Origin of the sequence: Rossellomorea aquimaris (assembly GCF_020171925.1) — a bacterium.
GTDB lineage: Bacteria > Bacillota > Bacilli > Bacillales > Bacillaceae_B > Rossellomorea > Rossellomorea aquimaris_F.
Genome location: NZ_JAIVAR010000003.1, coordinates 241444 through 266084, shown reverse-complemented (window position 1 = coordinate 266084; position 24641 = coordinate 241444). Strand labels below are relative to the sequence as shown.

At 44.9% G+C, this 24641-nt stretch carries 24 protein-coding genes; 16 read left to right on the top strand and 8 right to left on the bottom strand.

Annotated features, from left to right (window positions below):
• Positions 1–36 precede the first annotated feature (36 nt).
• Positions 37–1323: a diaminopimelate decarboxylase gene (gene lysA, locus LCM10_RS12660; protein ID WP_224876635.1), complete on the top strand. Its 1287-nt coding sequence runs from the start codon at positions 37–39 to the stop codon at positions 1321–1323.
• A 266-nt stretch (positions 1324–1589) separates the two neighbouring features.
• On the opposite strand, the gene ahpF is transcribed toward lysA, so the two are convergent.
• The 3 genes from ahpF to LCM10_RS12645 form a co-directional block, all read right to left on the bottom strand.
• The gene (gene ahpF / locus LCM10_RS12655) at positions 1590–3122 is read right to left on the bottom strand and encodes an alkyl hydroperoxide reductase subunit F (protein ID WP_224876969.1); all 1533 of its coding nucleotides are present in this window, start codon (positions 3120–3122) and stop codon (positions 1590–1592) included.
• Positions 3123–3134: 12 nt separating this feature from the next.
• On the bottom strand, positions 3135–3698 hold the full coding sequence (gene ahpC / locus LCM10_RS12650) for an alkyl hydroperoxide reductase subunit C (protein ID WP_224876634.1): 564 nt from the start codon (positions 3696–3698) through the stop codon (positions 3135–3137).
• Positions 3699–4501: 803 nt separating this feature from the next.
• Entirely contained in the window at positions 4502–4960 is a 459-nt protein-coding gene (locus LCM10_RS12645; RefSeq protein WP_224876633.1) for a GNAT family N-acetyltransferase, read from the bottom strand.
• A gap of 539 nt (positions 4961–5499) precedes the next feature.
• Here LCM10_RS12645 and LCM10_RS12640 point away from each other — a divergent pair.
• From LCM10_RS12640 to LCM10_RS12590, 11 genes are all read left to right on the top strand, one after another.
• A complete protein-coding gene (locus LCM10_RS12640; RefSeq protein WP_224876632.1) occupies positions 5500–5823 on the top strand; it encodes a hypothetical protein in 324 nt (107 codons plus the stop codon).
• Positions 5824–5863: 40 nt separating this feature from the next.
• Positions 5864–6259, top strand: coding sequence for a VOC family protein (locus LCM10_RS12635; protein WP_224876631.1), 396 nt, complete (start codon positions 5864–5866; stop codon positions 6257–6259).
• 158 nt (positions 6260–6417) lie between these two features.
• Positions 6418–7998, top strand: coding sequence for a sensor domain-containing diguanylate cyclase (locus LCM10_RS12630; RefSeq protein ID WP_224876630.1), 1581 nt, complete (start codon positions 6418–6420; stop codon positions 7996–7998).
• Between the two features lie 200 nt (positions 7999–8198).
• Positions 8199–9431 carry a M24 family metallopeptidase gene (locus LCM10_RS12625; protein WP_224876629.1) on the top strand — a complete coding sequence of 411 codons (1233 nt, stop codon included), beginning with the start codon at positions 8199–8201 and terminating at the stop codon, positions 9429–9431.
• Between the two features lie 74 nt (positions 9432–9505).
• On the top strand, positions 9506–9946 hold the full coding sequence (locus LCM10_RS12620) for a cell wall hydrolase (RefSeq protein WP_224876628.1): 441 nt from the start codon (positions 9506–9508) through the stop codon (positions 9944–9946).
• Between the two features lie 285 nt (positions 9947–10231).
• A complete protein-coding gene (locus tag LCM10_RS12615) occupies positions 10232–10444 on the top strand; it encodes a DUF3953 domain-containing protein (RefSeq protein WP_224876627.1) in 213 nt (70 codons plus the stop codon).
• A 44-nt stretch (positions 10445–10488) separates the two neighbouring features.
• The gene (locus tag LCM10_RS12610) at positions 10489–10725 is read left to right on the top strand and encodes a hypothetical protein (protein WP_224876626.1); all 237 of its coding nucleotides are present in this window, start codon (positions 10489–10491) and stop codon (positions 10723–10725) included.
• A gap of 48 nt (positions 10726–10773) precedes the next feature.
• Complete coding sequence (locus LCM10_RS12605; protein ID WP_224876625.1) at positions 10774–11154, top strand: nuclear transport factor 2 family protein; 381 nt, start codon at positions 10774–10776, stop codon at positions 11152–11154.
• Positions 11155–11244: 90 nt separating this feature from the next.
• Positions 11245–11805, top strand: coding sequence for an AAA family ATPase (locus tag LCM10_RS12600; RefSeq protein WP_224876624.1), 561 nt, complete (start codon positions 11245–11247; stop codon positions 11803–11805).
• Positions 11806–12252: 447 nt separating this feature from the next.
• Complete coding sequence (locus tag LCM10_RS12595; RefSeq protein WP_224876623.1) at positions 12253–13539, top strand: sensor histidine kinase; 1287 nt, start codon at positions 12253–12255, stop codon at positions 13537–13539.
• Positions 13540–13673: 134 nt separating this feature from the next.
• Positions 13674–14570: a cupin domain-containing protein gene (locus LCM10_RS12590; RefSeq protein ID WP_224876622.1), complete on the top strand. Its 897-nt coding sequence runs from the start codon at positions 13674–13676 to the stop codon at positions 14568–14570.
• 55 nt (positions 14571–14625) lie between these two features.
• Here the strand turns inward: LCM10_RS12590 and LCM10_RS12585 are convergent, their stop codons facing one another.
• The 3 genes from LCM10_RS12585 to LCM10_RS12575 form a co-directional block, all read right to left on the bottom strand.
• The gene (locus LCM10_RS12585; protein ID WP_224876621.1) at positions 14626–15771 is read right to left on the bottom strand and encodes an acyltransferase family protein; all 1146 of its coding nucleotides are present in this window, start codon (positions 15769–15771) and stop codon (positions 14626–14628) included.
• A 589-nt stretch (positions 15772–16360) separates the two neighbouring features.
• Positions 16361–17116, bottom strand: a complete 756-nt coding sequence (locus LCM10_RS12580) for a YibE/F family protein (protein WP_224876620.1) — start codon at positions 17114–17116, stop codon at positions 16361–16363.
• Positions 17113–18177, bottom strand: coding sequence for a YibE/F family protein (locus tag LCM10_RS12575; protein WP_412103402.1), 1065 nt, complete (start codon positions 18175–18177; stop codon positions 17113–17115). Before LCM10_RS12575 ends, LCM10_RS12580 begins: the two co-directional genes overlap by 4 nt.
• Before the next feature lie 735 nt (positions 18178–18912).
• Here LCM10_RS12575 and abc-f point away from each other — a divergent pair.
• The 3 genes from abc-f (at position 18913) to LCM10_RS12560 (ending at position 22424) form a co-directional block, all read left to right on the top strand.
• Positions 18913–20820 (top strand): ribosomal protection-like ABC-F family protein, encoded by a 1908-nt coding sequence (abc-f, locus tag LCM10_RS12570; RefSeq protein ID WP_224876618.1) that lies wholly within the window; start codon positions 18913–18915, stop codon positions 20818–20820.
• 68 nt (positions 20821–20888) lie between these two features.
• On the top strand, positions 20889–21353 hold the full coding sequence (locus LCM10_RS12565) for a GNAT family N-acetyltransferase (protein WP_224876617.1): 465 nt from the start codon (positions 20889–20891) through the stop codon (positions 21351–21353).
• 225 nt (positions 21354–21578) lie between these two features.
• Positions 21579–22424, top strand: coding sequence for an STAS domain-containing protein (locus tag LCM10_RS12560; protein WP_224876616.1), 846 nt, complete (start codon positions 21579–21581; stop codon positions 22422–22424).
• 37 nt (positions 22425–22461) lie between these two features.
• Here the strand turns inward: LCM10_RS12560 and LCM10_RS20875 are convergent, their stop codons facing one another.
• Both LCM10_RS20875 and LCM10_RS12555 read right to left on the bottom strand, forming a co-directional pair.
• Positions 22462–22758 carry a hypothetical protein gene (locus LCM10_RS20875; RefSeq protein ID WP_412103397.1) on the bottom strand — a complete coding sequence of 99 codons (297 nt, stop codon included), beginning with the start codon at positions 22756–22758 and terminating at the stop codon, positions 22462–22464.
• Between the two features lie 200 nt (positions 22759–22958).
• Entirely contained in the window at positions 22959–23402 is a 444-nt protein-coding gene (locus LCM10_RS12555; RefSeq protein WP_224876615.1) for a GNAT family N-acetyltransferase, read from the bottom strand.
• A gap of 476 nt (positions 23403–23878) precedes the next feature.
• On the opposite strand from LCM10_RS12555, the gene LCM10_RS12550 reads away from it, so the two are divergent.
• The gene (locus tag LCM10_RS12550; protein WP_224876614.1) at positions 23879–24496 is read left to right on the top strand and encodes an HAD family hydrolase; all 618 of its coding nucleotides are present in this window, start codon (positions 23879–23881) and stop codon (positions 24494–24496) included.
• The last annotated feature ends 145 nt before the right edge of the window (positions 24497–24641 follow it).

Here is a 24641-nt window from a genome sequence, read left to right as displayed (position 1 = left end):
GTTTTTTTCGGAGGGATTTCAGGAGGAGAATGTAGGATGACAGCAATTCAAACGAGTGTACAGGGACATTTGGAAATCGGAGGCGTGAGCACGGCAGATCTTGTTGCCGAATACGGTACACCGCTTATGGTGTATGACGAAAATATGATCCGTCAGAAGGCACAGGCATTCCGCCAGGCCTTCAATGAAAGCGGGCTGGATTATCAGGTTGCATATGCAAGCAAGGCTTTCCTTTGTAAAGAAATGGTGCGCTTGGCGGAAGAGGAGCTTCTTTCACTGGATGTGGTTTCTGGAGGCGAGTTATATACGGCGCTCCAAGCTGGATTCCCGGCTGAGAGGATCCATTTTCACGGGAATAACAAGTCAGAGGAAGAGCTTGTCATGGCGCTCGAAGCTGAAATCGGATGCTTCGTCGTGGACAGCTTCCTTGAACTCGAGCTTCTGCATGATCTGGCCAAAGAGAGAGGACAGCACGTGAACATCCTACTAAGGGTGACACCTGGTGTGGAAGCCCACACGCATGATTACATCATGACCGGTCAGGATGATTCCAAGTTCGGTTTCGGAATCTCGAATGGCCAGGCCGACCGTGCCATGCAAATCGCCCTCTGCAAACCGAACTACACGGTGCTTGGAATCCATTCCCATATCGGATCACAAATCTTTGAATTGGATGGCTTCCAACAGGCAATCACGGTCCTGTCCGATTTCCTTCAAGGTCTGAGGAACGAATGCGACGTCACGCTTCCCGTATTGAACATCGGAGGGGGCTTCGGGGTCCGTTATACGGAAGACGACAAGCCGCTGCCAATCCAGACGTATGTCAAAGCCATCACGGACAGCGTAAAAGAAAGCTTCGGAGAAAACGGCTATCCATTGCCTCAAGTGTGGATCGAGCCCGGCAGAAGCATCGTTGCCGAAGCGGGAACGACGCTATACAAAGTCGGTTCCAAGAAAATCATCCCCGACCTACGTACGTATGTAGCGGTCGATGGTGGGATGACGGATAACCTCCGTCCTGCCTTATACGGAGCAAAGTACCACGCCGTCCTCGCGAACCGTCCTAATGAAGAATGCACGGAGCTCGTGAGTGTAGCAGGGAAATGCTGTGAATCAGGGGACATGCTCATCTGGGATTTGATGCTGCCCCCTACGAACTTCGGTGATACACTTGCCGTGTTCAGTACAGGTGCTTACGGATACTCCATGGCGAATAACTACAACCGCATCCCGCGTCCGGCCGTCGTGTTCGTAAAAGACGGGGAATCGCGTGTGGTCATTGAGCGAGAGACCTATGCGGATTTGGTGAGATTGGATCGGTAGATCGGACCGGGGGAGCGTGCCATGGGGGACAGGCTCCTTGGTCCGCTGATCGGCTGGCCGGGTTGACCCTGCCGTTGCAAATGGTTGCGCCAATGGTGGCCAAGGGGACAGGTCCCTTGGTCCGGTTCAGTCAATAACCCGGGGGACGTGTTCTTTCTTTTGCTCGCTGTATAACCGAGGTGACAGTAATCCGGGCGTGATGCAGGAAGTGAATTTAATAGAGTCCAAGAAAAAAGCCGCATCCATTTCAGGATTGCGGCTTTTTCTTAATTTCGGATGAGATAATCGAACGCCCCTAATGCGGCAGTCGCTCCGGACCCCATTGAAATGATGATTTGGTTGTATGCACTGTCAGTACAGTCACCAGCGGCGAATACGCCAGGAAGACTGGTTGCTCCATGTTTATCAACGACGATTTCACCGAAGCGCGTGCGTTCAATCGTTTCATCGAGCCATTCAGTATTCGGTACAAGACCGATTTGGACGAATACACCTTGAAGTTCAATATGGTGTTCTTCGTTCGTTTCACGATCCTTGTAGGTAATACCGTTCACTTTGTCTGTTCCGGTGATTTCCTGTGTTTGTGCATTCTTGATGACGGTCACATTCGGAAGGCTGTAGAGACGTTTCTGCAGGACTTCGTCCGCTTTCAATTCTGGATTGAACTCAAGCACGGTTACATGCTTGACGATTCCCGCGAGGTCGATTGCAGCCTCGATACCTGAGTTTCCTCCACCGATGACCGCTACGTCTTTTCCTTCGAATAAAGGTCCGTCGCAGTGTGGGCAATAGGCCACACCTTTATTTTTGAATTCCTGTTCTCCAGGGACACCGATGTTTCTCCAGCGTGCACCAGTCGAGATGATCAGGCTCTTACTCTTAAGGACTGCACCGTTTTCAAGCTCAAGCTCGATCAGGTCTTTCTTTTCCAAGCGCTTGGCACGCTGAAGGTTCATGACATCGATGCCATAGTCCTTCACGTGTTCTTCAAGGCTTGCGACAAGTTTCGGACCTTCTGTCTGCTTGACGCTGATGAAGTTCTCGATGCTCATCGTATCAAGCACCTGCCCGCCGAAGCGCTCGGCTACGATACCAGTGCGGATTCCTTTACGTGCTGCATAGATTGCCGCACTGGATCCCGCAGGTCCGCCACCGACAACAAGCACATCGTATGGATCCTTGTCGGAAAGCTCGCTGGCATCAGGGCCTTCAACGATTTTTGAAAGGATCTCTTCAATGGTCGTACGTCCGCCGCTGAAGAATTCAGCGTTCAGGTAAACGGATGGAACGGCCATGATGTTCTTGTATTCCACCTCTTCTTTGTAGGCGGCACCGTCAATCATCGTATGAGTGATGTTCGGGTTGAGAACACTCATGATGTTGAGGGCTTGTACGACATCAGGGCAGTTGTGGCAACTCAGGCTGACATACGTTTCGAAGTGATGCTCGCCTTTGATGCTCTTGATTTGATCGATGACACTCTGATCAACTTTTGGAGGTCTGCCGCTGACTTGAAGAAGGGCAAGCACCAGTGAAGTGAACTCGTGTCCGAGCGGGATACCGGCGAAATGGACCCCGGTATCCTCCTCTCCGGCACGATTCACGCTGAAGCTTGGTGTTCTTGGAAGATCAGCTTTTTCGACAGAAATCTTAGGGGACATGGAAGCAAGCTCTTCGACGAGAGCCACTGTGTCCTTAGATGTGTCGTCATCACCTGCGGATACTTTCAGGACGATATCGCCCTCAAGCATCTGCAGGTACTGTTCCAATTGTGCTTTAATATCTGCTTCGAGCATGATTTACTGCACTCCTTATAATTTACCAACTAGGTCAAGGCTTGGCTTAAGTGTTTCAGAACCTTCTTGCCATTTAGCAGGGCAAACTTCGCCTGGGTTGTTGCGTACATATTGAGCAGCCTTGATTTTGCTGATTAGGATATCTGCGTCACGGCCGATGCCGCCAGCGTTGATTTCAACTGTTTGGATGACACCATCTGGATCGATGATGAATGTTCCACGGTCAGCAAGACCGTCTTCTTCGTTAAGTACTTCGAAGTTGCGGGAAATCGTTTGAGATGGATCCCCGATCATCGCGTATTTGATTTTACCGATTTTTTCTGAGCTGTCATGCCAGCCTTTGTGTGTGAAATGTGTATCTGTAGAAACGGAATATACTTCTACGCCAAGGGCTTTAAGAGCCTCGTAGTTATTTTGAAGGTCTTCAAGTTCTGTCGGGCATACAAATGTGAAGTCTGCAGGGTAGAAGCAGAAAATGCTCCATTGACCTTTCAGGCTTTCGTCAGTGACAGTGATGAATTCACCATCTTTGAATGCTTCTGCTTTGAATGGTTTTACTTCTGATCCGATTAAAGACATAGTGTAAATTCCTCCTAGTGATTAGTTATTGAGAATTATTAATAGTTTATAATAATTCTAATTCGATATTAATTATTATATATGCTGCGGATTTTGTCAAGGAAGAAAGATGCTCTTTTTTTGGTTTTTATCTACCGCGCGTATTTTTGATTTGCCAGTTCGATTGGAGAATCCGGCTTACCTTTAACCTACCGAACCCGATGCAGTCGTTAAGGCAATCAAAAACAATCTTAGTGTTTACTTTTGATGGGGCTTTTAAACCTTTATGACGGTTCATCTTCTATTTTACTGGGGGGAGTGAATCGTTCCAACTTTAATGCTTGGGTAATTGTGGATTGTCCATGGGGTGGGGCTTTTTAATTTGTTGGGGATGGTGATCTGGATTGGGGCGAGATGAGGAAGGGAGATGTGCGGTTAATTATGGGCCGGTGCATTAATCGGGAAGAGGTGGAGTTAGATATGAAGAGGTGCAATTAATGGAAAAGAGGTGGAATTAGATCAGAAGCGGTGGCATTAATGGAAAAGCGGTGCAATTAATTAATAATCGGAACAATCATCCGTAAACCGGTTCAATTATGAAAAATTACCACTATGACTTTTTAGCGAGTACCCACTTTTTTCGGAAAATGACTAGTCCACTGTGGTGAATTTCGTTAGTATTGAACATTTTGTATAGAAAAAAAAGCTGCCCGCATCGCAGAATCGAGGAAGGCAGCTTGCTTTTCACAAAAAAATTGTCAGTCCTACGTGCTTGGTAATCATGTCACTCCCTGGTGCAGGTATGATGATCCAAAAAGTAATGATTAAATATCCTTTTCCATCACCACGTTCGTCGTTGTGTATCCAATCTTTTCATAGAGGCTTCTTGCAATCTTATTATGGCCAAAGACGTGGAGTCCGATTTTGTTAAAGCCGATTTCTTTTGCCTGATCTTCGATTGCTTTCATTGCTTGTTTTCCGTACCCTTTTCCTTGAAAATCTTCATCGACCTTAATGTCATAGATGAATGCTTTTTCTTCGGACTGCTTGGCGAGCCATAAAATACCGGCACGTTCCCCGTCACCGGTCACGATAGTAAATAAATAATTATTCTCGGACTTCTCTCCATCAGGAAGGAGTCTGCTGAATTCTTCCTTAGCTTTTTGTAAGGATTCATTTTCTTCCCAATTCCCCGCCAATGCTTTTTCCTTTGCATATTCAGCCACCGCAACTTCAAGATACTGCTGAAACTCTTGTGCGTTCATTTTTTGCAAGGTAACCATATTTACGTTTCCTCCTTCACCCTTCTACTCAATTGCATATACGGTGAAGAATGCTATTTTGTTTCAATGAACCTAACTTTTTGATGAAGAAATTTCGACACGAAGTAAGTCGGGGTAGCTTTTGGGAGTCTGTTATTATGAGGGGGGCGGCACGATTATTTATTTGAAGGGCGTAATGATCCCAGAGATGGCACGATTATTTATTTGAAGGGCGTAATGATCCCAGAGATGGCACGATTATTTATTTGAAGGGCGTAATGATCCCAGAGATGGCACGATTATTTATTTGAAGGGTGTAATTATTCCAGTGACGGCACGATTATCTATTTGAAGCGTGTAATTATTCCAGTGACGGCACGATTATTTATTTAAAGGGCGTAATGGTTCCAGTGACGGCACGATTATTTATTTGAAGGGCGTAATGGTTCCAGTTAAGGTTCGATTATCTTCAAAGAGGGCGAAGATTATTATAAAAGAAGAGCAGTCCGATCTTTTCTAAGGGGGAATGACCCTAAATAAGGAAAGAAGAGCACGATAGATTGAAAAAAGATACGATTTTTAAAGAAAAGCCAAAACAAACCGCAAGCAACGGCACATGCAGCGTTCAAAAACCAATACGAATCCCAAACAACGCCATCCCCAGCTTTGCAAAAACCACAAAGCCCCCAAACAACGCCACCCCCGCTTTGCAAAAGCCACAAAGACCCCAAACAACGCCTCCCTCCCTCATCAAAACGCCCCCATCCTGCCAAAGAGCTATCCCACACAATATCCCCAAAATTCATAAAACCACTAAAAACCTTCAATTCACCGTTGAACTCGCACACAAAAATCATTTAAGATTAAAAAGCATACAAGAATAGTCATAATAGTCAGATTACATAGTTTATGGAGGGATGAAAGATGGGAAGGATTGTGCATTTTGAGATTCATGTAGATGATATGGAGCGGGCGAAGGCGTTTTATGGAGGGGTATTCAACTGGACGTTTGAGGATTGGAGCGAGTATGCGGGGATGCCTTATTTCGGGGCGGTGACCGGGGGGGAGGATCAGCCTGGTATCAATGGGGCACTGATGCAGCGTCAGTCTCCTCCACCAGAAGCGAACCAGCCGATGAACGGGTACACTTGCACAATCGGGATTGGTGATTATGACGAAGCGGAGAAGAAGATCCTTGAGCTTGGCGGAAAAGTGGCGATGCCTAAATATGCTCTACCGGGCATGGCGTGGCAAGGATACTACGTGGATACAGAAGGAAATGTGTTCGGGATCCATCAGCCGGATGAAAATGCGAAGTAGAAAAAAGGTAAGAAGCTGCCTGTCCCCATCCAGGGGCCAGGCAGCTTCTTTCTGCTTTACCAGGAAACAGCTCCATGAACAGATCGGACAAAGAAAAAATTCCCTTTTATAGGTTTCGGATGGTAAAATAGTACTATCTTATCAAAGGGGTAAACGTTATGTTCAAGCGAGGGATCAAACTCCGATTGGCCATCGGGATGCTCATCATTACGGCCGTCATCAGCAGTACGGTAGTCAGTTGGTTTGCTGCAACCAGTGCGTTGAGGAGTTCGATTGAGCAAAAGTATTTAGAGAGTAATTACAATTATTCTATGAAACTGGCTCAATCGACGGATGATTTAATGAGTCATATGAGAGAAGAGATTGTTGCGATGGCGGATATCGTGAATCATCATCAATTTGATCAACAGGATCTGGATACATGGCATTCGGCGCATGCTGATCAATTTAATTCTACATTCGTGACCGATGAAGAAGGCTATATTCAATTGCTTAGCCCTTCCATCGTTCAATTCAAAGATGGGGCGAAAGTGAAGGTAGGGACGAAAATCACATCTGAAACGGTCAAAAAAGCATTGGCGATCAAGGAGCCTTTCATCTCAAAACCGTATCAGGCGACCTCGGGACAGATGATCATGTTGATTTCAGCACCGATTTTCAATGATGAGGGAGTATACCGCGGATTGATTGGCGGAACGGTTTACTTGGAAAGTGACAATGCGTTGAAAAATATCCTGTACAAACATGAATTGGGGGAAGGTTCATATGTTTATGTGGTGGATTCCGATGGACACCTGATTTATCATCCTGACACAGCACGCTTGGATGAATCGGTGTCACGTAACCAGGTTGTAAAGGAATTAATGGAAGGAAATAGTGGTTCATCAAGTGTAATCAATTCAAAGGGGAATGAGTACTACGCAGGTTTTACCCATGTAGAAAGTACGGGATGGGGAATCGTCAGCCAGACTCCTACTTCGGTTGTAGAGGGACCTTTGAGGGAGCTGTTTGCCAAGATGGCAATCCAGTCGGTTCCTCTCTTGATCATCATTTTAGTGATTGCCGCGATCCTTGCGAGTAGTATTTCGAGGCCATTGAATGTGCTGGCGGAATATTCCCAGGCCGGATCCAGCCATAAAAAATTTTCGTCCAGCTTTAAAGAAGTGGAGATGAAGTCGACCATCTATGAGGTCAAGCAGCTTTACTACCAGATCAATAAATATTTTACGATGTTGAATAAGGAGATCCAAATCGATGGGTTGACGGGTATTGCCAATCGGAAGACCTTCGATTCCATCATAAAAGAATGGATCGACAAGAACGAATCCTTTTCGTTGATCATGCTGGATATTGATCACTTTAAACAGGTGAATGATACGTATGGGCATCTGACAGGTGATGAGGTATTGAAATTTCTATCTGCCATCCTAAACGGTTACGCAGGAGAGAATCATCTGGGATTTCGGTACGGAGGGGAAGAGTTCGGGCTATTGCTGAAGGGAGTGGACGAGCGGGAGGCTTATTTTGCTGCAGAGGCCCTTCGCAAGGAAATAGCGGCAACCCCGAGCCCTGCCGGAAAACCGATTACAATCTCGCTTGGTGTCACCGAGTATCTTCAAATGGATGACCATCCAGAAACCATCATTCAACGAGCCGATGCTGCTCTTTATCAGTCAAAGGCTGCAGGGCGGAATCAGACCACCATTTTTCGTGAAGAACGGACCTCGGCGAGTAGCTGAGGTTCTTTTTTATGAACTTTGTTGCTTTGAAGACGATGCAGCTAGCCTCTGAAAGCGGCAGCCGTGTTTTAGACACACCAAATTTTGCGAGAGGAACCGATACACAACGTTTCCCAATTGAATCTCATTGCCATAAAGAAAGAGGATTTAAACGAGAATTGTCGAAGGAATAAGGAAACATGAACTTGGGGGGGAGCAAGATGAACGTCATTCTGCCTTTGAAGAAGAGGGAAGAAATCAGGAACCGCTGGCTGTTCCATCGCTTGAATACACTGCTGCCGGCGCTCATGGAGAAGCATGGGCTTGATATGTGGATTGTGATGGGGCGGGAGTATCATGAAGATCCGGTATTGAAGACGCTCTATTCGTCTGCGATCGACAGCTCGAGGAGATTGACGATCTTGGTTTTCTGGCTGGATGAGGGCCAACAGCTGAAACGGTTTGTGATTCATCGGAATCCAAGCTTCGAACCTTTTTATGAGAGGATCTGGAATAAGGAGGGAGAAGATCAATGGGAATGCCTCAAAGGTATCGTGGAAAAATGCGACCCGGACAGGATTGGCTTGAATTTCTCCCATACATTTGCCGTCAGTGACGGATTGAGTCACTCGTATTTCGAGCATATCCAAATGGTACTGAGTGAGTATAGCGACAGGTTCGTCAGTGCACAGCATCTGGTGGTGGATTGGCTTTCGAATCGGAGTGATAAAGAAATGATGGCGTATCCGGCGATTGCCGAGTTGGCCCGGCAGATTTGCGAAGAGGCATTATCGGGGAAGGTCATCCACCCAGGGATCACGACGACTGAAGATGTAGTCGATTGGATCAGGCAGCGTGTACTCGATTTGGGGCTGAAAACGTCTTTTTATCCTACGGTGGACCTGCAGCGGAAAGGATCGGATATGGACAGACTCGAGGGGGAGATCATCCGGCACGGGGATATTGTCCACCTGGACTTCGGGATTGAGTATCTTGGGCTCTGCACCGATACGCAGCAGCTTGCCTACGTACTGAAACCGGAAGAAACGGAAGCTCCTGAAGGGCTGCAATCCGCCTTTTTCACCGCCTTGCGCCTTGAAGATTTACTGAGCTTCCACATGAAAGAAGGGAAAACCGGGAATGAGGTGTTCCGCTCGGCGATGCTCTCTGCGAAAAAGGAGCAGATCGATGCCATGATTTATTGTCATCCGGTCGGCTCCCATTGTCACGAAGCCGGTGCGTTGATCGGGTTGTATGATCAACAGGGGGATGTGCCGATCAGAGGTGATTTACCGCTGACGGCCAACACATGCTATGCAATGGAGTTCAACATCCGCCAATTTGCTCCTGAGTGGGGCCAGGAAGTCCCGATCTATCTGGAAGAACCGGTTGCATTGGTCAACGGCAAGGTAGAATACATGGCGAAAAGGCAAATGGGATTTTATTTGATCTAGCCATACAAGCTTCAATTTGTTATTTAAAGCATTACGGCTGACTTTTCTCATAAAATAGGTGTGAGGTGAAAAAAATGCCAAGAGTGAAATATACGGATGCAGACGTTGCCTTGATGGCAAGGATGATGAGAGCGGAAGCCGAAGGTGAAGGGAAACAAGGGATGTTATACGTCGGGAATGTCATCGTCAATCGTGCGAAAGCGGAATGTTTGGATTTTAAAAAGGTAAGGACCATCCGTCAGGTCATTTTTCAAGTGCAAGGTGGGAATTACTCGTTCGAGGCAGTTCAAAAAGGAAACCTCTTCTACAACCGGGCAAGGTCGGTTGAGAAAAAGTTAGCCAAGAAAAATTTGGATTACTGGAGCCAACATCCAGCAAAGTATGCACTCTGGTATTTCAATCCATACGCGCCGTGTCCTCCGACATGGTACAATCAACCGTTTTCCGGTCAATTTAAAAATCACTGTTATTATGAGCCGGCAGCTGGTACGTGTGCAAGTGTTTATACTGGATAAGTTTTTTCGATTTAAGAGGGGACTTCAATTTGGGGTTCTCTTTTTACATGATATTGCTTAAACGATGAAGGGGGACTGGCCCCCTTCTGAAAGGGATCGTCACGCCGCAGGATGCGTTACGCCAATCCCTTCCTCCTTTATCCTACAGTATGAAACGCGTTTCATGGCAAGACGATTTTTTCGGAATCGTAAGCTTGCCTTCTCATTAGGAGTAGGGGCATATTTTTATGACTGGTTATGGTAAAATAAGGGTGGGGATTTAGCGTTCATAGGGGGGGCATACCTTTGCTGAAAATCTTGAGAAAAATAATAAGTTTGATCGCCTTGGCCTTTGCCGGTCACGGGCTTATCACGGATAACGTCGATTCTTTGCCAATCGTCATCTTTTTGATGGGCGTGATGATGGTTGTGATGGGAATGGAAGAATTTCAGAAAAAAAGAAAAGTCGGTTATGTTTTTTGGGCAACATCGATCCTATGTTTTTCGGTTTTAATTTAGGGGTGGCGTCTGGTTTGTAGATAGCTTAGTAAGGAGGAGTGCAAGTGGCTAAAAAATGGAGGATTGTGTTTAACCTCTTTCTTATTCTGTGTCTGGTCACCATAGGGATTGTTACGTTCCCTGATCCTCCTTCACAATACGCATTTTTCATTGCAGGGATCGGGTCCTTTATGACGTTCCCGCTACTTATGCCGACTACGAGTAAAAGGATGCGCATTGGGTTGTTGGCCTGTTTTGTCATTGCCTTTGCACTTTTATTTTCTGTAACCTATTGGGGATAAGGATGAAGCCTTGATGAAGATCATCTTACATACGGAAGGACGATTAACATGATAGAACACAATTCGAATAAAAAGAGTGCCGTCTCGTTCCTTGAACTGGTGGCTTCGGGACAAGTACGGGAAGCTTATGATCGTTATGCAGATTCTGGATTTCTCCACCACAATCCTTATTTTCCAGGTGATGCAGCATCATTGATGCGGGCGATGGAAGAGAATGCCGCTGTGAATCCAGATAAGGTTTTCGAAGTGAAAATGGCGATCGAAGAAGGTGAAACCGTTGCGGTGCATTCACATGTGAAACAGCATCGTGATGACGTCGGTGCGGTCGTGGTCCATATCTTCCGCTTCCGTAATGGCAGGATCGTTGAATTATGGGATGTGGGACAACCCATACCGGAAGAGTCGCCGAATGAGAATGGTGTTTTTTGATCTTTAGAACCATAGAATGGCAGATTCGTTGAAGAGGACAGAGAGTTTGGACACAACGGAAATTTTCATGAACATAAATGGGGGAAAAGCATGAAGTTGGTATTATTGTTCGGCCCTCAAGCAGTGGGGAAGATGACGGTAGGGCAGGAGTTAGAAAAGAAGACGGGTTTGAAGCTGTTTCATAATCATATGACAATTGAATTGCTTCAGCCGTTTTTTGGATTTACGGATGAAATGTGGAGATTATCTTCGATGATGCGGGAAGAAATCTTTGAATCCTTTTCTAAAACTGATCAGGACGGGATGATTTTCACATTTATGTGGGCATTTAATGAGAAGGAAGATTGGGAATGGGTCGATAAGGTGACGGATATCTTCAAATCCAACGGAGGAGAGGTCTATTTCGTGGAATTGGAGTCCGATCTCGACGTGAGATTGGAGCGGAATAAGACACCGAACCGATTGGCCCATAAGCCTTCTAAACGAGATGTGGAAGATTCGGAGCGGAGATTATTGGCTTCGCTGGATAGACTCCGCCTGAATTCCAATGAAGGTGAAATAGATAAAGAGAATTATATGAAGATCAATAATTCACGATTGAGTCCGCATGAGGTCGCTGAAAAGATTATACAAAGGTTTGGGTTGTTGTAAATGAATGCCTGAAATCATACGAAGACGCTTGGAGAAACTTCTCCAAGCGTCTATTGTTCATTCTATGAAATGAAAGACGATCAAAAATCCTTATCCTTCTTTGCTTTCACTTTAAAAAACCTGATCGTCACCCCGATCAGGATCAAGATGAGGATCAGCGGCAAAATCAAATAGAGTGTAAATCCTGTTGTTCCAAGCATTGAAGTTCCTCCTACTTTATCATGGATTGATAGCAACTATATTCCCCGTGCCCTACCAAGCTAAAACGTTCCAATGTGCTACGGTTTGAAGGTACCTCCCGCGATGCGTTAATACGTTAATGCGACGCGGGACGTACCTTCAAAAAGGAAATTCTATGTTTCTGTTCGATTTCCGTTATAATGGTGATAGATTGTTTTTGCTTATATTTTAGAGTTAATTAGACTTTAAATAACGGAGGCTTTCCTGATGGTCCATACTGAGTTATTTAACGGTTTGCTAATTAACCTCCTTGTCATTCTCATCGTGATTCTATTAGTGAACTTCTATCATCTTTCCAATCAAAAAGTATTCATCAATATCCGTTTAAGTTCCTTTCTCATTTATATCCTTAGTACATTCTTGATCATACTGAGCATGCTCTTATCTGTAGAATTGGAAGACGGGCTTTTCTATGACCTCCGCTTCATCCCTTTTTTATTGGGAGGAATATATGGAGGAAGGAAGGTCTTGCCTCCTCTGGCGGTGACAATGATCGCGACCCGCTTTGTATTCATGGGCTCCGGAGTGGCATCCGCGATAGTGCTCACCCTTCTTTCAGCCATTGCGGTCTACTATTTGCTCCCCACCCTGTCTGAGAAGTCTTGGGTCAAGAGAGTGTATTGGTTTACTTGTTTCTCATTTTGTTATTCGCTGCTCGCCTTCCTGTTGCCTTTGCTTATGATGGATTACCGTGACTTTTCGGCGTTCAGCATCTATTCTTTTACGCTCGCGGCTTCCACTTTCTTTGTGTTTTATCTATGTGAAATGATCAGAACAACCTACATGCTCCAGCTCGAAGCGATCAAATATGAAAAGATGCAAGTGGTCAGCCATCTGGCTGCAAGCATGAGTCATGAGGTCAGGAATCCGCTCACGACGGTTAAGGGGTTTCTGCAATTAATCAATGAAAACCCATCCGATGCCCCGACAAATACCGAACTTTCAAAGATAGCGGTCAGTGAGATCGACAGGGCGACGGAGGTGATCAATCAGTATTTGAACTTTGCCAAGCCACATCCCGAAGTGAAAGTCGAGGTGGACGTCACTAGGGAAATTGGGAGATCCAATGAGATCATCATGCCCCTTGCGGTTAAAAAGGGCGTCATTGTGGAAATGGACATCTTACATCATCGCTCGATCCTCGGGGATCCGAATAAGTTGCAGCAAGTACTGATCAACGTTATGAAAAACGGCATCGAAGCGATGGATTCAGGAGGCGTGCTGAAGATCCTAAGCTATGAGAAAGCAGGGCGACTCGTAGTAGAAATCGCGGACAACGGAATCGGTATGACGAGGGAACAAGTCATGCGCCTCGGTGAACCGTATTTTTCACTGAAAGGGAAGAATGGCACGGGCCTTGGAATGATGACCGTCTTTCAACTGGCGGCAGCAATGGAAGGAACCGTGAAAGTACACAGCAAGAAGAACAAAGGAACATCCATCATCTTGTCATTCCCGGTATCAGGAGAAGACATGGAAAAGGAAATCATCTGATTATAAGGTACGTCCCTCGATGCGGTAATGCGTTAACTCGGTGAGGGACGTACCTTTGTTTGTATGGGCGAACGCACATGAGTGGGATTGCTGCATAGTATATGGTGGTATTAATCTGAAGGGAATGAGTGAGGATGTACGGTCCGTATCATACTTATGCAGCTTTTCATCACCCTGGGGATTTCAGCAGGGGACATGAACAACATCAGCAGGTAGTGGAAGTGTTATTGAATGGGATTATCGGCAAAGCGACAGCGACGGATTTTTATAGAAGATTGGCGGATGTGGCGCCGCACGAAGACCATAGGAGTCAGTTATTGCAAATTGCGGAAGAGGAAAGAGGGCAATGGTTTCAGCTGACCAACCTTTACACCTCAATGATGGGAGTACAGCCGATGTATAGCATCGAGCCTCTTACTTTTAGTCATTATGAGGAAGGTCTCGAGAGGGGCTATGAGGCGGAAATCGAAAGCTATGAGCACTATCGCCTTGGTACGATGCTCACAGGGGATCCCACGATCTATGAAGCGTTCGTCGACGCTTGCAAGGGAGAATGGCACCATGCGGACTTATTGAGGAATTTGGGGGCATCTGCATGGAATCGGACGGATTACGGGCCAGATCCATATACCGTGAATATCGATGAGGCGACGCTTCAAAATGAGGCGTTCCGAACAGCGTTATGGACGGGGGATCATCTGCAATTGACGCTGATGAGCATCGATGTCGGAGATGACATCGGTTTTGAAATTCATCCGAAGCTTGACCAGTTCCTTCGCATCGAGCAGGGGCAGGGTATCGTGGAGATGGGGAATGATCCTAATAATCTTACCTATAAACGGAATGTCGAAGCGGATTATGCCATTATCATTCCAGCCGGCACTTGGCATAACCTGACCAACACCGGAAGCGAGCCACTTAAGCTTTATTCAATTTATGCACCGCCTCAGCACCCAAAGGGTACCGTTCATCAGACAAAAGCCGATGCCATGGCTGCAGAGGAAGCGGGACATGGGCGAACGTATTGGTGATATAGACAGGAAAGGGTCCTTCCCCACTGCATGGGAGCAATGGGGAAGGACCCTTTTATCGTTGGACACCATGTTCAGGTGAAGGGGAAACCGGCCGAGTCCCTTTCCTCCCTTTCAGTCCGAATAAGAATCTGAGAACGGCTACCCTTCGAACGATTAGATCATATAAAATCCATATCGTCAGAAAGGACATACACACAAGGAAAAAACCTTTGACAGGGATCGACCAGCTTAGATCCTTGATCCAAAAGCCGATGATCACAATCACAGGCTGATGTAGGATATAAAAAGGAAGAGATGCCTCACTGCAATAGGTAAGCAATCGATTGCCGAAGGACAATTGAATATGGGCCAGGTGAAAGAAGGATAGGACCAAATTCAAGCTGCCAATAACTAATGAAATCATGAATAGAGCAGATTGCACTGTCCCCTGTGAGGGCATCCCTGAGTGAAACCATACGGCATATATCAAGATCCCCAATACCCCAAGAGTGATGTGAATGGGAAAAGCCTTCTTCAAAAATGGTTGCAAGCCTTCGGAGCCGAATAGGTAATACCCCGATATGAAAAAGAGGAGATACACGACTAAATCCCAACCTCCAAGCTTTACCGAGCTGATGAAAAGAGTCGCTATGATGATGGCGAGATGGAGAGCCGCGATATGCTTCCAGTTCACGATTTTTAAAGGCCCCATCCTCTTAAAAATGGGCAGGGTGATCAGGGAAAATAAGATCAGTGCGAGCAAATACCATAAATGCAGGCCGAAAAATGCAAAATTCCCAGATCCCCCGATTTCGAGATACAACCCATCAAAGGTGTGGGGAAGGAACGCCCAGAAGGTGCCTGAAAATTGATGGTTTGAAACCCGCTCTATATACACTTGTGGCGGTGAAAGGATCAATGCCCCGAACAATAGCGGGATGCCAAGGCGTACCGCTCTCTCCTTCATATAAATCAACGAGCTCCTCTTACGTAATGAGTAATGCGAACTGATTCCAGAGATGATGAAGAAGACCGGCATGATCCATCCGCCGACCAGCAGGGAGAAAGTCAGTACGAGAGTGCTGTCAAGTTCATTGTTCTTCACATGCCAATCAAACGGATTCAAGAACATCGAACAATGGTATAAAAACACAAGCAGTGTGGCAATCACCTTCATCCAGTCCAAATCATCTCTTCGCAAAACGTGCCTATTGTCCATAGCGCTTCTCCTTAGTGACATTTTTATTTGAGATTCAAAGGGGATTATTCGCCGAGTGAAGGGTCTTTTCCTTCATGGTGGTTGTTATTTTATGGTTAGGTCTTTTTTGAATTTTGGGGCATGTTTTTTTTGGGGGGATACTTGGCTGATATAAATCTTATTTAATAATTGGGTCTTTTGAAGAGGAGATCGGCCCTTGATCGGGGTTCGATTAGAAGATTTGTCACCTTATTGAATCATGACACCCATTGAAGACTCCGTTTTGCCCTTCTTTGAGGTCTATAATAGTGAAGGTTTTGGGTCATTCCTCCTTTCAACAAAATCATTCTACCCTTCTTTGGAAGGATTGCGCCCTTCAAAAAGATAATTATGCCCTTCCTGTAAATTATTCCACCCTTAAATAAAATAATCATGCCGTTTTGTCAAAATTTCATCGTAAGGAACAGGGGTCGGGAACAAGTGAGCCTCAATTGCGGACCAGCTAAGCAACCTCCTGTAAGAGCCTTCATCCAAGATATATACAGAAAAATCTTATCAATCCAGGTTTTGAACAAAAAAGGACAGCGAACCAATCCGCTGTCCCGAACCATCATCTTCTTTTTACCAAATAATACGCTGTAATCCATGAGGTGACAGGAATGGCTAACGCGACCCCGATTCCGGCAGATCCGATGAAGATCATTTCCGAACTGAATACTTTCGAATTGATGATTTCCCCTAAGGAATAGGAGAGATCCTTGAACCAGATCAATAATGCCATGTATCCTCCGAAAAAAGCGAAGAACAGTGTGTTGGTGCTGGTCCCGAGAATATCCCTCCCGATCGATATCCCGGAAGCGAATAGTTCTTTCCGGCTGATGGATGGATTATGGTATGCAATTTCACGCATGGGGGATGAGATTGAAATGGTTAAATCAATGATGGCCCCGATTGTGCTCATGATGATCATCGACGCCCCGATTTTTACAAAATCAACCCCCACATAGAGAGAGAACGCCCCGATTTCCTCTATTTCTTCTTCGCTGAATCCTTGGATCATCGCCTTTTCAGTCAACATCAGGATGAAGAAGAGCAGAAAGCCTGTGGTGATGATCGTCGAAAGGAATGCAGTGACCGTCTTGATGTTGAACTCGCTTATGAAGAACAGGGAAATGCAGCTGATGAAGATGCAAGCGAACAGTGTCAGGATAATCGGATTCATACTGGCATCATTCATCATGATGATAGTCAGAAGCAGGACCCCGAAATTGAGAAATAGAGCCACAAAGGAGCGTGCACCCTTTCTGCCGCCGATTCCCACCATCAGAACAAGAAGGATGATGGCAAGCCAAAGTTGTACCGTCATTGTGCCGCCCTCTTTCTATTCACAAAGAATATTGAAACATAGATGGCGATCGGAATGGTCAATACAATGCCGATTCCGCCTGTCAAAGCCCTGGCTGTTTCCAGTGAAAGGTTCATGGTAACCGTGAATCCAAGTGGTGAAGCATTTTTAAAATAAAGAATAAGCATAGGGATGGCACCGCTTATGTAGACGAAAAATAAAATATTGGTCATGGTCCCCATGATATCCTTTCCGATATCGAATCCTGATTTTGTAAGAGCCTTGATTGATATGGAAGGGTCTTTCTCATATAAACTGAACATCGAGGATGATAAGGTGATTGCGACGTCCATCACCGCCCCAAGGCATCCGATAAGGATCCCTGCCATGAACACCATTTCGTATGGACGTGTCAAGAATTGCATTTCTTCGTACCGGAGACCATTTCCTGCTGTGTTCGAAACAACGAAGATGCTGATCAAGAGCGTCGTGAATGTCGCAATCAATGTTGCAACAACGGCTGCGTAAGTTTTTTCATTAAGTCCATTCACCATTAATAGGGATATCACAGTGAATAAGATCACTCCGATACTGCAAACGGCTAAGAGACTTACATCGTTCGATTCCAGGTAAACGTCCAGTGCATATGAAAGGATGCCTGCATTGACGACCAATGTGATAAGGGAGTAAAGTCCTTGCTTCTTACCGACAATCAATAATAGAAGGATGAACACCCACGCCATGATCATCAAGTATTTATCCCGTTTGACTTCTTCTATGTGGCCGGATAATGGTTCGCTTCCTGAGTGATTCTTATCGATTGTAACGAACAATTCATCCCCGGAATGATAGGGTTGATCATACGCCCCGGAATTGGAGTATTCATTGTCCAGCTGGATTTCCTCCCCCTTCCTGTCACCGTTTTTCAAGCGGGCAACAATTTGCTGGGCATAAAGCGTATCCTTATTTCCGTTCATGTCTTCCATCTCTGTCGTTTCATCGACTTCTGCTTCGATCACCTCCGCAATCGATCTGTCATAAAAATCGTGATTGTGATACACGAAGTAGAGGGAGGATCCCATGCACAGTAAAAGAAAAAAGGATAAAACTAGATTCTTCTTGGTCAATTTTTTAAAGTATGTAAACAAACGAACACCTCCAAGTCAATCAAAATCCGTGTCTATAATATAGTAGATAATCGGTCCGACCAATCATAATAAGTCATAATTATTCCACATGAGAAGCAATAAATCAAAAGGATTTCGTTCATCTAGGTACATCTGAATACTGGGGTAGAAATAATTGGAAGATAATGTTTTACATTGATGAACAATAGTGCGATAATTAAGAAAATAACGGGAGGGGGAAAGTAAGTTTATGAGACCAACTACTTGCTAATTTATTAATTTGTTCAAATTAATAAGGATTCTTAAAAGAACGTTCATTTACCTACAATGTATAGGTTTATTTAGTTATGTTCTTTATGGAATAGGCAATGTAGAAGGTACTTACTTACTTTATCCAACCTCATCATGGATTGGCGCCCGCTCGCACGGCGCTTGGTTTGCATGTCTGGGAATAAATGTGTTCATAAACCATGTTTCCTGGAGTAAACCTCTTTTCTTGGTCATCGAGGGACGGGTCCATCAGGCGGTAAGAAGCATGATCTTCTTATGGTCTTTTTTTATTGGCTCGTTTTGGATTTGAATGAATGGGGAGTTTATTGTTCCCTTGTGATCATGTTGAATAGGTAGCAGTTCTTCTTTTGCCGTCCATAAAAGGCGTAGCGCTCACTATGGATGAAAGAAGGAATAAAGATGCTGGAATTATCGTTGAACGGTGTAAGAAAATATATGGACGCAACCCTGGTACTTGAAAATATCACGTTTGAGGTGTTCACGGGAGAGAAAGTGGGGATCGTCGGCGCGAACGGAAGCGGCAAAAGCACGATCCTGAAGTTGATAGCAGGGGTCGAACCGATGAATTATTATCCCGGTTATCCTCAAACATCAAGCTTTGGATATGACGAAGGATTTGTGAATACCCCTAAAGAGGCGACGATCGCGTACCTTGAACAAGCACCTCGGTTTCCGGGAGGATTGAAAGTGATAGACGTGTTGAACCTGGCTTTTGAGGAGGTTCAAAGTATTGAGGATAAAATGAGGGAATTAGAAGGGAACATGAAGTCGCTGAAGGGAGAGGCTCTTGAACGATGCTTGGATGAGTATAGTAAGCACACCCAGCTTTACGAAACGAAGGGTGGCTATGAAACCTCTGAGAAATTGGCGCGTGTCTGTACCGGATTGAAATTTCATGACGGATTTCTCAATAGGCAGTTCGATTTTCTAAGTGGGGGTGAGAAGACGACGGTCATGCTCGGGAAACTATTGATAGATGCGCCAGATATCCTCCTTTTGGATGAGCCGACCAATCATCTTGATATGGAGTCGATCGAATGGCTCCAGGATTTTCTGAAAACCTATAAAGGGATTGTGCTGGTTGTGTCACATGACCGTTATTTCCTCGATCATGTCGTCATGAAGATCGTTGAAATAGAAGATATGCAGTCAAAGACGTACAAAGGGAATTATTCTTCGTTCGTTAGTCAGAAAGATGAAAATTTACGGATTCAATTTGAACAATTCAGGGAGCAGCAGAAAAAGATCGGACATATGCAAAAGCAAGTTTCAAACTTGAGGGAATGGGCGCTCCGTGCGGATAATAATAAATTCTTCAGAAGGGCAGCGAGCATCCAGAAGAAGCTGGATAAACTGGATCGTATTGATAGACCGGTATTCGAGAAAACAAACATGAGGCTGAATTTCAATGCAACGGATCGTTCTGGAACCGAGACAATCAAGGCCATGGGACTTTCAAAACGTTATGGAGATCGAGTGATATTCGAAGATGCTGATATGATGGTCCACTTTGGTGAAAGGGTCGGACTGATTGGTGCGAATGGAAGCGGAAAAACGACGTTTCTAAAGATGTTGCTGGAAGAAGAACGTGGTGATGCTGGTGTTGTGACATTGGGGGCTAATGTGAGATGCGCCTATTTACCTCAGAAAATCGACTTTCATGATGAAGAGTTGACAGTCCTTGAAACGTTCAGGGAGGATATCTCCATCTTTGAGGGGAAGGCGCGTGAATACCTGGCGAAGTTCATGTTTTGGAAAGGCACTGTATTTAAGAAGGTAAAACAGCTTTCTGGAGGGGAGCGAATCCGTCTCAAGCTCGCGATACTGCTTCACCAGGATATCAATTTATTGATCCTCGATGAGCCGACCAACCATCTGGACATCGATTCCATCGAAACTCTTGAAGAAGCACTGGAGGATTTCAAAGGGACCATTTTCTTCATCTCCCATGATCGTTACTTTATGAATAAAATGAGTGACAGGGTGATTGCGGTTGAAAACCATGGATTCAAGAATTATGCTGGGGGATACGATGAATATAGAAGAGTAATGGCGAAGAGGGCGCTCCAAGAGAAGGAGGTTCCGATAAAGCTTAAAAAACAGCGGGAGCAACGTAAGGATGGAAAGGGTGAAGAAACAGTGTTGCTCGCTCAAATCGAGGCTCTTGAAAGCGAATTGAAAAGGTTGGATGCTGGGCTAGCAGCCGGGACCGAGTATGAGAAGCTTTCCCTCCTTTATGGAAAAAAGCAGGTGGTAAGTAAGGAGCTCGACGCAGTCATTGAAAAATGGATGGGCATGAGTGAATAAATCTTGCGGAAGGGGGGGACAGGGTTCCTGTCCCCCTGTCCCAGGGGAAATGAAGGAGGTGTTGGAGGTTGATAGTCAGGGATTTTCTCCGTCAGGATGCATTGCCGGCTTTGCGTCTGTTCAAGGAAACGATCCGTCAGGTCAATCTGGGGGACTACTCTGAAGGACAGGTTGAAGTTTGGTCGAACAGTTTTGGAAGGTTTGAAGAGTGGGAAGGACGGCTCGAAAGGCATAGAACAATTGTGGCGGAAGACGAGGGCGGACTTACAGGATTTGTGAGTCTGGATCGAGAGGGCGTAGTGGATCTCCTCTATGTTCATAAAGATTATCAAAGGCGAGGGATCGCTTCAAGGTTACTGGATCGAGCCGAGCGATATGCTGCTTCAATCAACATTCATGAATTGTATACAGAAGCAAGCTTAACGGCCAGACCTTTTTTTGAAAAACACGGCTATAAAATCGTCAGGAAGCAGACCAAACAAGTAAAAGGTGTGGATTTCATCAATTTTATCATGTGTAAAAAACTCAAGTGAATCATCCCTGGTTTTCGTAAATGATTTGGGGGAATTTAAAAACTTAGGCTAGAATCGTCCATTCTTCTTTCACATGCGTTATGATAGTGATATAGGAAAAAAAAGGATGTTTAAGCAGTATTCTTTATATGGTTCTCGGGAAGGGATCATATTCTGTAGATTACCTGTGAAAAAAGCAAGTATTCTGACTGCTGATGACCAATCGATAATAAAGGGGATCGGAAAATGAATACTACATACTTGGAGTTATATGACTATATTCTAACTAGTGCTGATGAACTCACGAACGAATGGATCCAAACCAAGGAAGCGTCAGCCGGCAGTATCTATTCACACGATGTACCTGCCCCCATCGAAGAGAAGCTTCGTGCCCAGAACAGGAAGTTCATCATGTCGATCGCTCAAAGCTTTAAACATCATGATGAGAAAAAATACGAAGCAATCAAATTGTGGTCCACTGAAGTTGCCAAGGACCGGGTAATGACGAACACCTCATTGAACGAAATCATTAGTCAATTTAAGCTGTTCAGGCGTATTTATTGGAACAAGATCAATGACTTCATCCAGATGAATTCGGACAGCATCTCCCCTGCTCTCATGTTAGAATGGTCGAATCAATATAACTACGCTTTTGATACGGTAATTGAGGAGTTTGTCAAAACGTATTCGGATTTTCATCAAGCTACACTTAACGCACAACAAGAAGTAATCATGGAACTGAGCTCTCCAGTCATCAAATTGGATAAATCAATCGCTGTATTGCCTCTGATCGGCAATATCGATACATACCGAGCAAGAAGCTTGATGGAATCAAGTCTTGGACAATGCCAGGAAAAAGGTGTGGAGTATTTGGTCATCGATATGTCCGGGGTGGCCATCGTTGACACCATGGTAGCTAACCAATTGTTTTTATCCATTTCTGCTCTTGATCTAATTGGAGTAAGGAGCATCATAACGGGCATGAGGCCGGAAGTGGCTCAGACAGCTATTCAACTTGGGATTGATTTTTCGAACATTGATGTTTATTCCAATTTGGAAAGTGCGTTGGAAGGAATTAAAGTAGTAAACTAGTTGTAAAGATGAAGAGTTTGGGACATAACTAAGAACTTTACAAATAAAGACGAACAATAGCAGTTCCAGTTTTTAATACCGCTAATGATTTCCGTGCAAGACTTCGCTTTCCGCGGGCGATTGGTGAGCCTCCTCGTCGCATTTCGCTCCTGCGGGTTAGAAAAGCGGAAGCGGTTTGCTCAGAGGCGATAAACATAAGACAGGACAGCCAAAAAGGTGCTTTTTGCCTTTTCGGATGGCATGGCTTATGTCTCGAGCCTCTAGCCGCTGGAGCTGGACACGTCTCACCTAACTCGCTTTTCCCGCAGGAGTCTTCGTCTTGCACTCCGATCAACCGCTAGACAGAGGGAAAATCTAATCGTACAGTTATACAAATAGTTAAAAACCCGAACTAATTTGCCTTACAACAGACAAATTAGCTCGGGTTTTACTTTGCCTGAAACACTTTTGTCCCAGAATCTTATCATTTCATAAATAAAGTTCAGTAGTAAAAAGAGTGCGTGGAATTTTAAGAGTTTACTCGGGTTCTTCGAATTATAGAATCAATTCCATATCAATATCATTCTCTTGCTCATCCACTTTCCTGAAGCCCGTTTTTTCATACACTCGAAGTGCTGCCTTATTGTGAGCGTCCACTGATAAGGTGATTTTGCTGATTTTTTCATGATAATGCTGAACTCCGAATGCGATACCTTGCTGGACATATTCCACTCCCAATCCTTTTCCAATTAAATCTGGCCTTAAAGCGAGTCCGATTTCAAGAGTGCTGCCGTGTTGATTGAACTCAAATAAGCCGACAGTCTCATGGTCCACTGCTGCTGCAAACCCATCACATCCGCCGGGACCGATGAATTTCCCTGTTTTGCTGAAAGAATCAAAATAAGGATTCATCAAGACTTCTTCAACGAAGCCCCCATAGTTCCATGAATCAATTTCTTTAAGGGTCTCTTGATTTAACGGTCTAAATGTAAACTTCATTCGATCTTCTCCTTTGCCGGTTGGTTGATTGTCTCCACAGTATGCGATATTCTTTTGCGGTGTTAAAAATTCGTTGCTGATTTAGTATACAATCGTTTAAGTATCAATTAACTGGTTTCGCCGTCACATGATTGGTCTTCTTGAAATCGGCCAATTTAAGGACAATAAAAAGAAATATCCGCAACTTATATTTTATATGATTCCTATTCTTTTTCCATTGGTTCTTTCCTACGTCATTGTGTTGCCCATGCTTATTCCTTCTATGTCGTCTACTATTTGCCGTTTGTTGTGCACTCGATTGCCGTGCATGCGTTGATTATGGGGATTCGGCGGGTGATTGGCTTGACGATTTTTTAATAGTAGGTGCCGGGTCTGATTGTACAGTCAGGTAGGAAAACAAGGTGAGAATTGCCAAGGAATTTTGATTACGGTACATTTAGTAGTGTAGGTAATATATGTAAAAAGGGGAGATCTACATGGACAGTATCATATTCGATTTAGACGGAACATTATGGGACCCAATTGAATCCGTCTTGGACTCATGGAATACAGTGATCCGCGGTCATGATAAAGCGATTGATGAAGTCACGAGAGGTCAAATGGAGAAGACGATGGGTCTTCAAATGGACGAAATAGGCAGGATGCTTTTTCCTGAATTAGAAAGTGAAGAGCGTAAAGGGCTGCTGAAGGACTTATCCCGTCATGAAATCGGATACCTTAGTAAGAAAGGTGGCCAGCTCTATCCGGACGTCGATGAAGTTCTAACTGAACTTGCAAAAAAATATAAGCTCTTTATCGTCAGCAATTGCCAGCACGGTTACATTGAAGCTTTCTATGAGTTTCATGGTCTCGAAGCGCACTTCATTGATTATGAGAATCCAGGAAGGACCGGCTTGTCAAAGGGTGAGAATATCAAATTGATCATCGAACGCAATCACTTGAAGGATCCAGTATATGTAGGTGATACGAGTGGGGATCAACAAGCTGCAAAAGAAGCGGGAGTTCCATTTGTGTATGCCCGATACGGATTCGGAGAAGCGACCGACCATGAGGTAGCAATCGATTCTTTCAAGGAACTGCTTCACCATTATTAGAAACAGGCACATGCCCATCCTTAAAAGTGATAGGCTCCGGACGACTTAAGTAGAGCCGGTTCATAACTTTTTTAGGACGTGGAAGGAAATGTGGGAAGGAATATAGAATAACAGTTTGAAAGCTACGTAAATTCCTAGGAGGGCA

Bases quoted from the DNA above. Each gene is read 5' to 3' on its own strand.
- lysA (WP_224876635.1), top strand. From the start codon at position 37: ATGACAGCAATTCAAACGAGTGTACAGGGACATTTGGAAATCGGAGGC.
- ahpC (WP_224876634.1), bottom strand. From the start codon at position 3,698: ATGTCTTTAATCGGATCAGAAGTAAAACCATTCAAAGCAGAAGCATTC.
- LCM10_RS12645 (WP_224876633.1), bottom strand. From the start codon at position 4,960: ATGGTTACCTTGCAAAAAATGAACGCACAAGAGTTTCAGCAGTATCTT.
- LCM10_RS12635 (WP_224876631.1), top strand. From the start codon at position 5,864: ATGGGAAGGATTGTGCATTTTGAGATTCATGTAGATGATATGGAGCGG.
- LCM10_RS12630 (WP_224876630.1), top strand. From the start codon at position 6,418: ATGTTCAAGCGAGGGATCAAACTCCGATTGGCCATCGGGATGCTCATC.
- LCM10_RS12625 (WP_224876629.1), top strand. From the start codon at position 8,199: ATGAACGTCATTCTGCCTTTGAAGAAGAGGGAAGAAATCAGGAACCGC.
- LCM10_RS12620 (WP_224876628.1), top strand. From the start codon at position 9,506: ATGCCAAGAGTGAAATATACGGATGCAGACGTTGCCTTGATGGCAAGG.
- LCM10_RS12605 (WP_224876625.1), top strand. From the start codon at position 10,774: ATGATAGAACACAATTCGAATAAAAAGAGTGCCGTCTCGTTCCTTGAA.
- LCM10_RS12600 (WP_224876624.1), top strand. From the start codon at position 11,245: ATGAAGTTGGTATTATTGTTCGGCCCTCAAGCAGTGGGGAAGATGACG.
- LCM10_RS12595 (WP_224876623.1), top strand. From the start codon at position 12,253: ATGGTCCATACTGAGTTATTTAACGGTTTGCTAATTAACCTCCTTGTC.
- LCM10_RS12590 (WP_224876622.1), top strand. From the start codon at position 13,674: ATGTACGGTCCGTATCATACTTATGCAGCTTTTCATCACCCTGGGGAT.
- LCM10_RS12585 (WP_224876621.1), bottom strand. From the start codon at position 15,771: ATGGACAATAGGCACGTTTTGCGAAGAGATGATTTGGACTGGATGAAG.
- LCM10_RS12580 (WP_224876620.1), bottom strand. From the start codon at position 17,116: ATGACGGTACAACTTTGGCTTGCCATCATCCTTCTTGTTCTGATGGTG.
- LCM10_RS12575 (WP_412103402.1), bottom strand. From the start codon at position 18,177: ATGGGATCCTCCCTCTACTTCGTGTATCACAATCACGATTTTTATGAC.
- abc-f (WP_224876618.1), top strand. From the start codon at position 18,913: ATGCTGGAATTATCGTTGAACGGTGTAAGAAAATATATGGACGCAACC.
- LCM10_RS12560 (WP_224876616.1), top strand. From the start codon at position 21,579: ATGAATACTACATACTTGGAGTTATATGACTATATTCTAACTAGTGCT.
- LCM10_RS12555 (WP_224876615.1), bottom strand. From the start codon at position 23,402: ATGAAGTTTACATTTAGACCGTTAAATCAAGAGACCCTTAAAGAAATT.
- LCM10_RS12550 (WP_224876614.1), top strand. From the start codon at position 23,879: ATGGACAGTATCATATTCGATTTAGACGGAACATTATGGGACCCAATT.